This window comes from Paenibacillus sp. V4I5, assembly GCF_030817255.1.
Lineage (GTDB): Bacteria > Bacillota > Bacilli > Paenibacillales > NBRC-103111 > Paenibacillus_E.
Window position 1 is genome coordinate 998,607 of sequence record NZ_JAUSZB010000002.1, and the last position, 14,748, is coordinate 1,013,354.

The 14,748-nt window shown below is 43.2% G+C and carries 13 protein-coding genes and 1 pseudogene; 6 read left to right on the forward strand and 8 right to left on the reverse strand.

The window, feature by feature from the left end; translation table 11 throughout:
- Window positions 1–280: 280 nt before the first annotated feature.
- Window positions 281–2,332, forward strand: a complete 2,052-nt coding sequence (locus QFZ78_RS06630; protein ID WP_373461004.1) for a GxGYxYP domain-containing protein — start codon at window positions 281–283, stop codon at window positions 2,330–2,332.
- A gap of 69 nt (window positions 2,333–2,401) precedes the next feature.
- Here QFZ78_RS06630 and metE read toward each other — a convergent pair whose 3' ends face one another.
- The 5 genes and pseudogenes from metE to QFZ78_RS06655 all read right to left on the reverse strand — a co-directional run.
- The gene (metE, locus tag QFZ78_RS06635) at window positions 2,402–4,705 is read right to left on the reverse strand and encodes a 5-methyltetrahydropteroyltriglutamate--homocysteine S-methyltransferase (RefSeq protein ID WP_307546237.1); all 2,304 of its coding nucleotides are present in this window, start codon (window positions 4,703–4,705) and stop codon (window positions 2,402–2,404) included.
- A gap of 109 nt (window positions 4,706–4,814) precedes the next feature.
- Window positions 4,815–5,717 (reverse strand): LysR family transcriptional regulator, encoded by a 903-nt coding sequence (locus QFZ78_RS06640; protein ID WP_307546238.1) that lies wholly within the window; start codon window positions 5,715–5,717, stop codon window positions 4,815–4,817.
- Window positions 5,718–5,750: 33 nt separating this feature from the next.
- Window positions 5,751–6,104 (reverse strand): nucleoside-triphosphatase, encoded by a 354-nt coding sequence (locus QFZ78_RS06645; RefSeq protein WP_307546239.1) that lies wholly within the window; start codon window positions 6,102–6,104, stop codon window positions 5,751–5,753.
- Window positions 6,064–6,561 carry a hypothetical protein gene (locus QFZ78_RS06650; RefSeq protein ID WP_307555523.1) on the reverse strand — a complete coding sequence of 166 codons (498 nt, stop codon included), beginning with the start codon at window positions 6,559–6,561 and terminating at the stop codon, window positions 6,064–6,066. The genes QFZ78_RS06645 and QFZ78_RS06650 overlap by 41 nt, the downstream gene beginning before the upstream one ends.
- Window positions 6,562–6,564: 3 nt before the next feature.
- A pseudogene (locus tag QFZ78_RS06655) lies at window positions 6,565–6,889 on the reverse strand (ornithine carbamoyltransferase); the annotation flags it as partial.
- Window positions 6,890–7,499: 610 nt separating this feature from the next.
- On the opposite strand from QFZ78_RS06655, the gene QFZ78_RS06660 reads away from it, so the two are divergent.
- Window positions 7,500–7,949: a MarR family winged helix-turn-helix transcriptional regulator gene (locus QFZ78_RS06660; RefSeq protein WP_307546240.1), complete on the forward strand. Its 450-nt coding sequence runs from the start codon at window positions 7,500–7,502 to the stop codon at window positions 7,947–7,949.
- Entirely contained in the window at window positions 7,946–9,139 is a 1,194-nt protein-coding gene (locus QFZ78_RS06665; RefSeq protein ID WP_307546241.1) for an MFS transporter, read from the forward strand. Before QFZ78_RS06660 ends, QFZ78_RS06665 begins: the two co-directional genes overlap by 4 nt.
- 231 nt (window positions 9,140–9,370) lie before the next feature.
- Here QFZ78_RS06665 and QFZ78_RS06670 read toward each other — a convergent pair whose 3' ends face one another.
- Window positions 9,371–10,309 carry a DMT family transporter gene (locus tag QFZ78_RS06670; RefSeq protein ID WP_307546242.1) on the reverse strand — a complete coding sequence of 313 codons (939 nt, stop codon included), beginning with the start codon at window positions 10,307–10,309 and terminating at the stop codon, window positions 9,371–9,373.
- 116 nt (window positions 10,310–10,425) lie between these two features.
- Here QFZ78_RS06670 and QFZ78_RS06675 point away from each other — a divergent pair, with 116 nt between their 5' ends.
- The 3 genes from QFZ78_RS06675 to QFZ78_RS06685 all read left to right on the forward strand — a co-directional run bounded on the left by QFZ78_RS06675 (window position 10,426) and on the right by QFZ78_RS06685 (window position 13,758).
- Window positions 10,426–11,850, forward strand: a complete 1,425-nt coding sequence (locus tag QFZ78_RS06675; protein ID WP_307546243.1) for an aminotransferase-like domain-containing protein — start codon at window positions 10,426–10,428, stop codon at window positions 11,848–11,850.
- A gap of 460 nt (window positions 11,851–12,310) precedes the next feature.
- A complete protein-coding gene (locus tag QFZ78_RS06680) occupies window positions 12,311–13,420 on the forward strand; it encodes a DUF5667 domain-containing protein (protein ID WP_307546244.1) in 1,110 nt (369 codons plus the stop codon).
- Window positions 13,421–13,536: 116 nt separating this feature from the next.
- Window positions 13,537–13,758, forward strand: a complete 222-nt coding sequence (locus QFZ78_RS06685) for a hypothetical protein (RefSeq protein ID WP_307546245.1) — start codon at window positions 13,537–13,539, stop codon at window positions 13,756–13,758.
- Window positions 13,759–13,963: 205 nt separating this feature from the next.
- On the opposite strand, the gene QFZ78_RS06690 is transcribed toward QFZ78_RS06685, so the two are convergent.
- Window positions 13,964–14,098: a hypothetical protein gene (locus QFZ78_RS06690; RefSeq protein WP_307546246.1), complete on the reverse strand. Its 135-nt coding sequence runs from the start codon at window positions 14,096–14,098 to the stop codon at window positions 13,964–13,966.
- A gap of 86 nt (window positions 14,099–14,184) precedes the next feature.
- The gene (locus QFZ78_RS06695) at window positions 14,185–14,412 is read right to left on the reverse strand and encodes a hypothetical protein (RefSeq protein ID WP_307546247.1); all 228 of its coding nucleotides are present in this window, start codon (window positions 14,410–14,412) and stop codon (window positions 14,185–14,187) included.
- Between the last annotated feature and the right edge of the window lie 336 nt (window positions 14,413–14,748).

Below are 14,748 nucleotides of genomic sequence, written 5' to 3' on the forward strand. Positions count from 1 at the left end.
TTGATCTGCATTGTGTAATATATCAAATATAGTTTATTCGCTCCCATTATGCAGACTCCTTCAAGCGCAAGATATGTCATAATTGCGCTTTTATTCGTGTAGAATTAGACGATTTTTTGTAGGTCTATAGGAGTGTTTATCGAAACACTTGAATTATCATATAAGACATGTTAAATATATTCATGCAGATATGTCATGACATTACAATGTACACTACTCTTCAAAGAAGGAGGTTAAGTCGAAACAAAGACAGCTTCGCTGTCATAAATTTTAAAAAGAGGTGAGCAGATTGATTGGGAAATTAAGAATTTTATGCATGATATTACTATGTGTGACAATGCTGCCTTTCGGAATTTCTGCGGCTCAGGCCGATGGTGTGACTGCTGATGGGATGAAATGGCCGACAAATCAAGCGCTTCCAACATTTAAACAATCCAAATATTTGGACGTTGTCAATGTCTCTAATGCACCTGGAGACGTCAAACTGCTGATGGCTACTCTTCAGGGCATTGTGAATCGAGATAGCCCGCGAATCTATTTGATTCAGAACAAGGTGGACCCCTGGTATAACGAAATGACCATACCTCATAAGCTCCACGAAAACAGTATGGATGTCTTCGATTTGTATAAAAATGAAGTAAAAGGAATCATCATCTATGATCCGAAAACTCCGGATTCCATAAACGTTGCGACCACGTTGGCAGGACTGAAAAATGCCGTTGTCGTAAGCCCTGAATTGGCAGGCAAGCTAACTGCAGCTCCCTACAAATTGAAAGTGATCGAAGATTTTCGGGGCAAATTTAAAGATAAAATTGATGCGTACACATGGCAATACGAACACTTATGGAACCAGACGACCCACCGGATGTTGATTGGGCTAAGTCCAGACACATCGATCTCGATTCCCCCGGGTCTACCTGAATCCTTCGTCACGATCGCTGAAGAGAAAAGGCAAATACGGGATGCCAGTAACCGTGGAACGTATGATTACGACCTTTCATCGTTTTTAGGGAAAGAGGCGGTATACGTTCGTTTCGACGACTCTTTCACGCAGGACGGTTGGGGACCGGCCGTTCATGCCATCACCGTAAAAGCAGACGGGAAGGTCATCGCTCAATTTGATGCCGGTACACCTGATGAAGAATTGTACTTATATGATAGGCAAAATTCCAAGTATTTACCGGGTGCAGACCACCGCTTCGCAGATAATGGAAGTTACTTCATGTATGAATTCAAACCTTCTGCAAGCACGAAACAGTTGACGATCTCTGTAGAGATGTGGAATCAATACAAAGTTTCGGTCGGCAACATTCGCCCTCTCTCATCCGAGCAGAAAGAGCCTTACGGATATTTACGAGACTATGCGGTCGCTAACAAAGCGATGGTTTTCTGGCTTTCGACGGATGTGCCGGATCAGCGAGCACTCTTAGAGAAGATTCTGTCCGATGTCGAACCGGGGACACCTTATCTGGGCTGGTTCAGCAATGACTTCGAAGGCGAAGCCGCCTCCGTCGACCTACTTTCCAGACATAGCGTCTTTGTATTGGCAGCTGATTGGTTCCACAACATGACCGTCTTCTCGGGAACAAAGGTGGAAGCGGCCCCTAAGATCAAACCCAATCCGCTCAAGTTGGAAAACAAAATCTATGTGACGTTTACTTTTGGTGAAGGAGACAATTTGCAATACAATTTGAACCATATGCGCGAGATACTATGGGAAGATCCTGCGCGCGGCAAAGTACCCATTAACTGGACCTCCAGTCCATTACTCTACGATGCCGCTCCAATGGTTCTTAATTATTACCGGAAAACGGCAACAGAGAATGACTTGCTGGTCGCCGGACCGTCCGGTGCTGGTTATTTCAACCCACATCCATGGCCGGAAGAGACACTCCCGGATTTCCTGAAGGGTACCTACCGATATCTCAAACAAACCGGTATGACCATTCCGATGGTGATAAACCGGGATGTCACCAAAGACATACCCATAGGCACATCCGAAGCAGCCGCATATGAGCAAAATTATAAAGTTCCCGGCATCCTTCTTGTAGGAGATAAATTCGGAATTGAAATCATGAACGGTACGCTTCCGGTATCGATGATGCGAGGTATTGGAACAGTTCAAGATGGAATCAATATTCTAGCCGAGGCCAAGAAAGGCTGGAACGGCAAAGCGCCATTGTTCCTTTCTGTCGGGGTTAACGCGTGGGGGATGAGACCCAGCGATATTCTCGCCATCTCCGAATCACTCGAAAAGGAATATAAGATCGTAAACGCCGAACAGTATTTCACACTTATTCGTGAAGCTTATGGGTTGTCCAAAGAAGAATAAATCCATGTCAAAAGGATCGGATAGCGAGCAGTTTGAAACTGCCGCAGTCCGATTCTTTTTTGCTCCTTTTTAGCGATTATTGATTATAGGTTCTTGGGCATGCTTCGCACGGGCGATCTGCGTAGCTTCAACCATGTTACGCAAGGAATTGACTGTTTCTTCGAATCCACGAGTTTTAAGTCCGCAGTCCGGATTGATCCAGAATAGCTTCGGATCCAGCACACGCAAGGCGCGTTCGATCATATTGGTCATTTCCTCCACACACGGAATACGAGGACTGTGGATATCGTATACGCCTAAACCTATGCCCAGTTTGTATGTGTACAATTCAAAGCTATGAATCAGTTCACCATGACTGCGAGATGTCTCGATCGAAATCACATCGGCATCCATTGCTTCGATCGAATGAATCATGTCATGGAACTCGCAATAGCACATATGGGTGTGAATTTGCGTTGTATCCTGTACCGTGCAGGTGGCCATACGGAATGCTCTGACCGCCCACGCCAGATACTTCGCTTGGTCATCCCCCTTGAGCGGCAGCCCTTCGCGCACCGCAGGCTCGTCGACTTGTATCATGCCAATACCCGCCTGCTCAAGCGCTTCCACCTCTTGTCTAAGCGCATAGGCCAGTTGGTACGCAATTTGTTCGCGCGTGATGTCCTCGCGAACGAAGGACCAATTCATTATTGTAATCGGGCCAGTCAGCATCCCTTTAACGGGACGTTTGGTTTGTGTCTGTGCATACTTGGTTTCTTCGACAGTCATCGGCCCCTTGAACGCTACGTCCCCAAATATAATTGGCGGTTTAACACAGCGAGAACCGTAAGACTGCACCCATCCGTTCTGCGTGAACGCGAAACCCGCGAGCTTCTCACCAAAGAACTCGACCATGTCAGTTCGCTCAAATTCGCCATGCACGAGAACATCCAATCCGATTTCCTCCTGAAGCTTGATCCAGATATCGATCTGTTCTCGGATGAAGTTAGCATACTGTTCATTGTTCCATTCACCCTTGCGCCACTGTTGACGGGCCTTGCGCACCTCTGGGGATTGCGGAAAGCTGCCAATTGTCGTTGTCGGAAAAATCGGCAATTGCCATTTCTTCTGTTGTGCAATATGACGCTCAGAAAAAGGTCGATTGCGCTCTGGACGTTGAGCACTAATGGCTGCGACAGCATGCTGAATGTCGCTACGGTTGCGCTCACCTGACAGCTTGAGAGCCTGTAAAGCACGATCGCATTCTTCCAGTTCGTCTATGATTCCGGCGGCGCCTCGAGAGACTGCTTTTGCCAGAAGTACAAGCTCGTCTAGCTTCTCATCTGCAAATGCGAGAGCATCCTTCAGTTCAACTCCGAGCTTTGTCTCATGATTTACCGATATCGGAACATGAAGCAAACTGCACGACGTCTGCACGATGAGTCGCTCAGCCGTTACAATTTCAGCGAGTTCTTCTACGAGTGCCAATTTCTCGCGCAGAGGCGCCTTCCAGATGCCACGACCGTCAATAACTCCTGCACCTAAAACCTTATCCGCCGGAAAACCTAGCGCTTTAATCGACGTCATATTGCCAGAGTAACCCTGCACGAAATCCAACCCTATTCCTTTGACGGGCAGCGCTACGATATCACTATAGTGCTCTACCGATTCAAAGTAGGTTTGCAGCATGATGTTTAGGTTCGGCACTGAGGCGGTAAACGTCTCATAAATTGTCTTTAATCGCTGCAAATCAGCTGCGCTTAACTTCGTTACGAGAATCGGTTCGTCTATCTGTACCCATTGAACCCCTTCTCTCGCAAGCTCCTGAAGTATCTGCACATAGAGCGGAAGCAATCGTCCCAGCCAGTCGTCGGTCTCCGATGTACGAAATCCTTTTGACAGCTTCAAGAATGTCAGCGGTCCGACGATAACCGGCTTGCCCTCGATTCCTAGCTTCTCCTTGGCCTCCCGATAAGCCATGAGAGGTCTATTTTCAGTAAGCACCGGCGATACCTCGCCCAGTTCCGGTACTATATAATGATAGTTGGTATTAAACCATTTGGTCATTTCGCCAGCCGTTGCATCCTTCGTCCCACGGGCAATCCCGTAATAAACAGATAATGGAACCCTGCCGCCCTCATAAGGAAAACGTTTTGGAATAATGCCGAACATCGTGGATGTATCAAGAATATGATCGTAATAACTGAAATCATTGACCGCGATGAAGTCGATGCCCTTCTCCTGCTGCTTACGCAAATGATTCAAACGGATCCCCTGAAGCTGACGGTGAAACTCCGATTCTTCGAGCTTGCCTGACCAGAAAGCTTCGAGCGCTTTCTTCCATTCTCGCTCCGCACCAATACGTGGATATCCCAACACACTGCTTTTCATCATCTTGTAAAACTCCTCTACAAATTGTTACAAGAAAGATATCACGGATTGGTGGATATAGTGTAACTGGAAAAAACTATACCTAGTCATAGTTAATAGCTATAGCAAAGTTTTAATGGGATATCGCCTGCATGAGTGCTTGTATATATGCCGCTCCTAGCTTGGATAGCGAAACATTTTTATGGGAAATCCAACCAACATTGATGGTTTCCTCACAATCCAAAGGCACGGGAATAATTTCATTTCCATTCAAATCGGCGCTTAACACCCCTGTCGATATGGTATATCCATTCAAACCGATCAATAAATTAAAAAGCGTCGCCCTGTCATTAACACGAATGCTTTTCTTATGTGACATCGTGCTGAGAATCTCTTCTGAAAAATGAAAGGAATTATACTCCCCTTGATCAAATGACAGATACGGATAATTCTGCAGCTGGTCAATAGTCACGATCGATTGCTTTGCCAGCGGGTTCTTACTACTGATGAAAATATGAGGCTTAGCCGTTAATAAGCTGTTGAATTGCAAATTCGCGGTTTTGAGCAACTTATTGATGACTTTCCCATTAAACTCATTCAGATATAGAATGCCGATTTCGCTGCGTAAATTTTTGACATCTTCAATAATTTCATAGGTTTTGGTCTCTCTCAAAGCTAACTCATATTCATCATGGCCATACTCCCGGACCAGACTCACAAAAGCATTCACCGCGAAAGCATAATGCTGAGTGGAAACCGAGAAATGCTGCGGGGAAGGCTTAGCATTGAGGTAGCGGCTTTCCAACAATTCCGCCTGTTCGACTACCTGTCGCGCATAGCTTAAGAATTCAGTACCTTCCTTAGAAAGTGAGATCCCTTTATTAGATCTTTCGAAAATCGCAAGCTGCATTTCTTCTTCCAGATCCTTAATCGCATTTGAAAGACTAGGCTGAGAAATAAACAACCGCTTGGCGGCCTCATTAATGGAGCCCCGATTTGCTACCTCAATAACGTACTTTAATTGTTGTAGAGTCATCGAAATACTCCCCTCTATAATCTTGATCCAACATTAACCTAACTTTAGAATATCATTTGCTAGTACTTCTGTTGTCATGTCACGGTTTTCTTCATTCATGGGATAAAGTTTGATCCCAGTTAATTCTTTTATCTTTTCAATCTCAGGATGTCTATCTACGCAAATTATCCCTAGAATGATATGTTGAGAACTCGAAACAATTTCATGGATCATTTCTCTAAAGGGAACGGATAACATTTGCATGAAACCAATTTCATCAATAACTGTAATTCTCTTTGTATCTAATGATTGCCTCACTGCCTTTAAAGCGATATCCTCAAATGTATCTATTTCATCAACCCTTCCATTAGTTGCAGAGACAATATAGGATGATAGCTTGTTGTACATATACTAAATTCTTTTTGAATGAATGACCAACGAAATAATCCGAAGATATAACATCTTCGCTTACTTCTTCATTTCGGAAAAAAGGAGGACAGGGATTCAATATTGAGTTTTCCCTTGTTAACTTCATTCTTTCTAAAGTTATTTGATACTTACTAATATAGTCAACTGTTCGAAATTGAATCGGTAAAGAATCTGTCAAAATCACATCACTTTTTTTTAGTATTTCTTCAAGTTGTGTATGGAACTTATAGTTATGTGACTGCTCCGTAAGTTCATTACCAACTAAACAGACGTGGTTAAAATCTAGATTCATGACTTTCGCAATGTTTGCCCATGATCTAGAAACATTTCCTGCAGGACCAACAAATGTATATCCAAGTTCCTGGTAATTTGCTTTCAACTCACTAATTGTATATAAATCTGCTAATATCTCACACGGATGATTATCGGAAGTCATGGCATTGATAATGGGGATAACAGAATTCTTTGCCATTTCCTCAACTTTCGAAAAATCTACATGTCTAACAACTATACCATCACATTGTATCCATAAGTTGCTCTCTTCGATCCAGCGTTTCTGGAGGAAATAATATACATTCCCCGCCTAAATCTTTTATTCCTTTTTCGAAAGTAATTCTCGTTCTTAGGCTGGTCTCAGGGAAGAATAGAATAAAGACCCTCCCATTTAATAACAATCCTTCATTTTTTAGTTTTAATCTTTTGGTAAGATTGAAAATCTCAGTGATTTGACTAAATGTTAATTGATTAATGTCTAATAGGTTCATCTGAACACCCCATCAAATATGAATTAAAATACATTTCATTCGTATGATAATACAATTATATGAATATTTATACAATTAATTATTTAATTTAAATTGATGTAAAATTCATCACCAATTCCTACCTTTTATACAAATAGATTTTAAAAACAAAAAAAAGTCCCGTCCTCCAAAAGGACGAAAGCTTAGCTCACGTGTTTCCACCTAAATTTACCGATCCTTCACAGTTACTGGCCTCTATAGGTACTAATACCAAATATCAAATTAATTTTCCCAAAGAAAAAAGACCCCTTTCAGGGTCCTTTTCGACGGTGATAGGATGGATGGTACTTTTGCCATGAACCTTACTTGGCTGGGTCTCTACCTCATCACATTCCTGTAGTACATGACTACATTAATGAATCTGCGGCACATCTCCTCGCTTCTATATAGATTCAATAACAACTTCCCTGGTAGTTCGCTGCATGATATGCGACACAACACCTCGCTGAATCACCGTCATAAAGTAATATGTCCGTTCTCGAAAATGTTATACATCTAGGATCATTTGGTTGACGAATTTATTTGCTAGGAATATAATTGCTATAGCAACTAATTTCGCGAGGTGAATGTTTTGGGATTAGATAACTCATTCGGATTTATTTTGAACCATGCCGGAAGACGTTTGACACAGTTATTAAACAGCCATTTTCAGCCCTATGATATGACAACAGAGCAATGGGCTGTACTCAATCGTTTAGCTGATGAAGATGGGATTACACAGAAGTTACTGGCGGTCCGAGCTGAAAAAGATCAGACTAATATCACTCGAATCCTCGATCAATTGGAGCGCAAAGGCTTTGTGGAACGACGGGCCAATGAGACGGATCGAAGATCGTTTCTTACTTTTATTACGAAGCAAGGCAAAGATTTGAATGAAGTTCTGACACCGATTGAGCAGAAGGTAATCGACTCGGTGATTAGCGGTTTTACGGAGGAACAAACATCGATTTTGCGGGGAATGCTCATCCAGTTGACCAACCAAGCCAACGCATGCATCAAGGAAGTGGAGGATTCACAGTGAATACGAATCAGAAATTGTGGAATCGTAATTTTGTTGCTGTCTGTTTCAGCAGCTTTTTTTTATTTATGACTTTTTATATCCTAGCCGTCACGCTGCCAATCTTAGTTACGGATACGCTGCATGGTGGACAACAGCAGATTGGTCTGGTCATGACCGTCTTTATTATTTCAACCGTCATTTTACGGCCTTTAACCGGTAAGTGGATGGATGAATGGAACAGGAAGAAGATCATACTTTTCTCACTGGCGCTATTTATGATTTGTACAGCGTTGTATCCACTCGTTCATCAATATACTTTTCTGCTAGGTTTAAGGTTTCTTCATGGCATAGGTTTCGGGATGGCGACAACGGCTGCAGGTGCAGTTGCCATCGAGCTTGTTCCTGATCACCGCAAAGGTGAAGGAATTGGGTATTTCAGCCTTTTCATGAGCTTGGCTATGGTTGTTGGTCCCTTTCTGGGGCTAACCATTATGCAGGCTCACAATAATAGTCTTTTATTTGGTGTGTGCATTGTGTTCGCGCTTCTCGCTTTCTTGTTTGGGGTGACCATTCAAATTCCTCAAGCTATTTCTAGAGTGGCGGTGAAATCAGAGTCTGGTTGGAGAAAGTTCATTGAGCCGCGGGCTTTGCCAATTTCTTTGGCCGGTAGTGTGTTGGCCTTTTCTTATGGAGCTATTACTACGTTTCTTTCCGTGTATGCCAAAACCATCGGGTTGGATTCGTATGCGAGTTACTTCTTCATGGTGTTCGCTTTAATGATTGTTATATCCAGACCCTTTACAGGCAAATGGTTTGATCGTTCAGGTCCTCATTTATTAGTATATCCTGGAGTCATCCTTTTCACATTAGGGATGATAACCCTAAGCATAGCATCTTCCCCTATCCTATTTTTAGTCGCTGGAGGTATGCTGGGCCTTGGATTCGGGGCAATGCTACCCAGCTTCCAGACGATCGCTATTCAAGCCGCGCCAACTCATCGCAGAGGGCTTGCGACAGGCACGTATTTCTTACTTTTTGACTCTGGGTATGGGATTGGCTCCTATGTACTTGGTGCTGTCGCCTCGAGATCGAATTATCATACGATGTACTTCATAGCTGGCATGGTTGTCGCATGCTCTGCCATTCTTTATTACGGGCTTTATCATCGAAAAATAGCTTCTTCCCTCAAGCCAAGCCCCAACCACAATTAGATAATGGATAAAAACATGCACCCAGCCTTCAAAATGGCCGGATGCTTAGTTTTTCAGATACTTCAGGAAATCCAGCATTGTTTAGACACTTTGTCATTGTCTTCATTGAGCAGCATCCCGAACAAAGAAGAATATATGGATGATTCTTTATTGTTAACCGCCAATTATGGTAGTTTTTTTCTATTTTCTCAGAGAAAACTAACTTGGCCCTTTCCATTCCTTACCATATATTCAGTCTAATACTTTAGCCTGTCTAACGGGAATTGAGTCTGTTCTCCCCTTATGGATCAATTGCTTCAAGCTGTCCAGATTGGCACAAACAGTTCCAGCAATAATTGTAATCACTCCTATCGCGGATATCCAAGTGATCGTTTCGCCATAAAATAGCACTCCAAATGTGAGGGCAATCGTCGGAGAAACATAGAGCCATGTCGTCGGAAAAACGGGATTCGTTTTGGCGACGAGCCAATAGAAAAGACTATGTCCTACCATCGAGCCGATAACGATTAAGTATAAAAGAGACCCGATCGCCTTTGTTGTCAACATGCTCTTGATATCCACATGTTCCGTGAATAAAGACAGAATAAGAAGCAGCAGACCTCCATAAATCATCTGAGCCGCGTTAAGCGCAATAGGCGATGCTTGTGGGAATCGCTGAATGACCCGCTTGGAATATAAGGCACCTGAGGAATAAAAGATTTGTCCGACCAAAATAGCGACGCACCCAATTATCCACCTTATATTAGCGGTTATTGTAAGCTGTGGAAGCAATAACAATACGATTCCAACGAATCCGATGATGCAGCCGAATACAGATCGTAACGTTGTCTTCTGCCGCAGGACAAGGGTTTGCAGCACAAGCATCATAACTGGAGCCGTAGCTGATAAAACGGCAGCAAAACCAGAGGAGACATATTGCTCAGCCCAGTACAACGTAGAGAATGTACCGAAAGTCAAACCTATTCCCGTTAGCAGCATTTCTTTGTGAATTAACAACGCTAAGTTGGCTTTTTTCCTCCATACCATCCACAAGAACAATATCAGACCTGCAATGAAGAACCTAATTCCCGCGGAGAAGAAAGGCGGTGTTGAAGCATCGACACCTACCTTTATCGCTAAAAAAGTTGTGCCAAAAATGAGACATACGAGCAAATAATTGATAATAATCATGGATGTTCCCCCTCTTGATATGTATTATACAAGGAAGGTAATAGAACAGATGAAAGATAGCAGAACAGATTGCGGGGGCTTGATATATAATAAGTGAATAAGGGAGTGAACTAGGTATGAAGAATACACACTCATTGACGAATGATACCAAACTACTTTTTAGACAAACATATGATTATATCATCACCAGAATCGAGCGTGGAGAGTTGAAAGCACATGATAAGCTCCCTTCGATTAGGATGCTTGCCCAAGAGCTCCGGGTACACCGGCTAACGGTGTTTCGAGCGTATCAGTTACTTAAACAAAACGATAAGGTCTATGTAAAAGAGAAATCAGGTTATTATGTAAGTCCTGAGTTCACGGAACATATTATTTCCGAGTATACGGAGAGAAGCCCCATCGCCTCTTCCGGCCACTTGAAAAACTCCTTATCTGAAATTCAACAGGTACCCGTTATTTATCAATTTTCCCAATCCTTGATCGATCCGAATTTACTGCCGAATCTTTACCTATCTGAATATGTAAAGAAAGTTTTCGACATCTATCCGAAATTAATGGGAACCTACTCCAGTGTTCAAGGGGATGAAGAACTGCGTGAATTCCTTTGCCAGTACATGAAGCGCCAGCACAGTATTCAACTGACAGTAAGCGATCTATTGATTACGACTGGGGGTCAGCAGGCGATTGACTTAATTTCTCGGGTATACATCAGACCGATGGATTTCATCTTGGTAGAAAGGCCGACATATAGTGCCGCACTTGATATATTCCGCCAACAGGGTGCACGGTTTATTCCAGTCGACATTTACCCTGAAGGCTATGATTTGGAGAAGGTCGAGATGCTAATGAAACAGTACCGACCTCGAATTTTTTATATGAATCCTACCTTTCACAATCCGACAGGGTATACGATTCCCCCAGACCAACGCAAGCAGCTTGTTGAACTGGCTGAACGATATCGCTGTTTACTAATCGAAGATGATGCTATACATGAGATGTATTTTGATCAGCCGCCTCCTCAGCCCATTTTTTCTTACGATACAGATGGTTGGGTTGTATATCTCCGCAGCTTCAGTAAATTTGTGGCACCAGGACTGCGTATTTGCGCCGTCATCGGTCGTCCGTCCGTGATAAAACCACTCATTACCGCAAAATCATTGGCTGATAACGGAACTCCTCTGGTCAACCAGAAAATTTTTCTACACTACTTCGAGTCTGAGCGGATTAGGCAACACTTGGAGAAGCTGCGCATCGCCCTTCAAATAAGAAAAGAAATTGTGGAGGAAGAATTGTCCACTACCGGATGGAGTTGGGTCAGTCCAAAAGGAGGCTTCAATTTGTGGCTTAAGCTTCCCGAAGCACTTCCTGTAGAAGAGCTTTTGAAAGAAAGCGTCCGGCAATCGGTCTCTTTTGTTCCGGGTATCATCTTTGATCCGCTCAGAGAGATGCGGTCCTGGATCCGTTTGAGCTATTCATTCGTCAATGAAGGGCAATTGCGGGATGGAGTTAGGCTTCTCACAGATATCGCTCGACGATTTTGAACCCAGAACGACGATGAATCCCACTCCCAAGACTAAGCTTGAGGGTGGGATTCATTGTTGTGTGTATATTTTAATCTCATCATATAAACGGCTTACTTGAGCTCACTCCTAAAATAAATTCCTGGCCTCTGTGCTATATTTATGAATATTTACTTGCTAATAAGTAATGGAGATTTTCTTTTACATTTGGCCATTCTGTATCAATAATGCTATAAAAAACATTGTCATGAATGGAACCGTCCGATTTTATTCGTGATTGCGAAAAACAACTTCCGGTTGTGAGCCTTTGCTTTTATTTTCTAAAGCATTAGCTAACACAAGATCCATTTCTTCGGATTGCTACATGCTTGCTGATCGATCCCGCGTTCTTAAATCCTACCTGCCCCCTGAAAATACGTTTGCATCTCGTATACATTAGTATCAGCTGCAGCTAGAATACATTCATAAGGTGGTAATAATCATGATACTTAAGTTAACAAAAGAGCCCAAAAGGTACAACCTTCTCGCCAAGAGCGCCATGTTCAGCGTACTCGTTTTTAGCATGGGCACCGGTACTGTATTGGCTTCGGAGATTACAACAACACAGTCGTCTACTCCCACATCCGTGAGCGTCACCCAGAATACGACTGCCTCCTCGCAAACAGGCACGACTTTGAACGAATCCGAAACGAAGACTCCAGATCTTTTACCAGGAGATTTCTTCTACTTTGTAAAAGAAATGTACGAAAATATTCGATTTGCCCTAACTGTCAATGACGTTAAGGAGGCAAGACTGCTTACCGCATTTGCACAAGAGCGACTGGAAGAAGCTAACGCCTTATTGGCTCAAGGAAAAACGAAAGAGGCTACTCTATCTCTTCAGAAGTCGTTGGAAACTCAGGAAAGTGCTGTTCATAAAACAGATCAGGCATCTGGTATTTCGACAACCGTAAAGACTACGTTAGCAGAGACTAAGACACTAGCGGCGGCTACTAATGTAGAGGCTTCAACACAAAAAGAAACTGCAACAACTACCGCAGCTAAGCCGGGCAGTGAGCAGACAGCAGATCCTGAGCAAACTGAAGCCGAAGATGTGATCAATCCTGTAAAGGAAGTGAAAAATCCGGAGAAGGTATTGAAGGTAAAGGCCGATTTGCAGCACAACATTCTTGCCTTGGCCTCGGCATTAGAAAAGGTGGGAAATCCGAAAGCCCAGCTAGCTTTAATGAAAAATATAGAAAAATCGTTTAATCATCTAGATAAAAAACTGTCCAAAATCGAAAGTAAAGAGAAACTGGGGCAGAAGAATGAGAACGTAACAGCTAAGGAAGTGCAGCCCATTGCTTCCCTGGCTCCAACACCAGTTACAACACCAGTTACAACACCAGTTACAAACGAGCCTATCTCGGATCAAGAGAAACAGGAACGCTTGGTAGTGGCAAAAGCAAATCAAACGAAGATGGGCGAAGACAACCAGGATATGAGTAAATCCGATAAAGCAAAAGAGAAAAAGAACAATAGCCAACACAGCAGAGGCGAAAAAGGGAACGGCTCCGGACACGATAAAAATAAAGGTAGCAAACAAGAATAATACCAGTACTCGCCGCGCGGATCTCAAAAGATAAATGTTCTTGTCCTCTTACAATTTACTACAAAATTCTTTCTTCGTAACAGCCCTTTAGCTTAATAAAAACAAGGAGCAGCTGCATGCAGACTGCTCCTTGTTTTATTCAACTATCATTATGGCATGAAGTCAGCGTCCTTGGTATTAGTTCTAGACATAGCAAGTCGAAAGCTCCGTTTAATGTCATTGTTCGCCAGTTTCAATTTGGCCAGAAGCTCTTTGCCGAAGAAGTTATATTACGCACAGCCATGGCTTTCACATCGTGGGGTACGCAGGAAATGATGGTTTTACTCAATAGAATTTGATATACCTTCATCGTAATAACCTGCTTGGGAACTGAGTTCAGCGACTCAAACCCGCCCTCCCAAACCGGCTGCTATTGCAGGCTTCACCCAACAAGACACCCCTCTTCCTCATTCTCCCCCTCACAACGAAGCGTTATTTCTAACGTGGTTGCGCCCTAGGCACGGCTCATTTCCGTCAATTCGCTGACTTATCGATCTCTACGAGCTATACGAATTTCGTATTGCCTCTACAATCATCCTTCGGCCAGTAGTGGAACGAGAAGCCAGAGATAATGATCTTGTTCTGATAGGTTCCGTTAACTTCGATTTCTTTATTTTCGAATTCAACAATGGCGGACATGAGCTCTCCGTTCTCCTCTCTGTACCTCGTCGTCCTTCTGGTATCCTTCTACGGACTTCGCCGTCTTTCCTTATGGAGCTATTAATCTAAACATATTGCTCCGGTAAAGCCTTAATAATCTCTTCATATTTTAGAGCGATAGCGATTTCCAAGATATGAACCGGATTTTGATGAGCATAGGCTACCAGCAGTTCTTTATTGAACTCGTCATCGTTCATTTTCAAGCTTTTTCGGACTAACTCCATCATTGCTTTTTGAGTTCTCGTATTCAGTTGCTGAATTTTCTCCACTGCCAATTCAATTTCACTCTCCATAACTACACTCCTATGTCAGATTCGTTTTAGTTCTAACATAGTTATTCGGCGTTAATCCGCAATTTGTGGCATGCAGCGATGTGTAATATTACTGCCCATCGGAACAAGACTGCTGAGCGATTCACCGGCAGCCTAGAGTGTACAATATTATGAAACTATAGTTTTCTATTACTCATCATTCGATTGCAGTCAATTGGTAGTAAGCAGATAGGGCTTGCTGGCAATCCGTCATGACTCGATTCAGGTAGCAGCCCGATATAGTCAATATTGCCGAGGTTGGCAGCTTTTGGTCCATAGCCTCGAAGGTCGAGTGTGAAAACGTGGGCGAGCCCTATT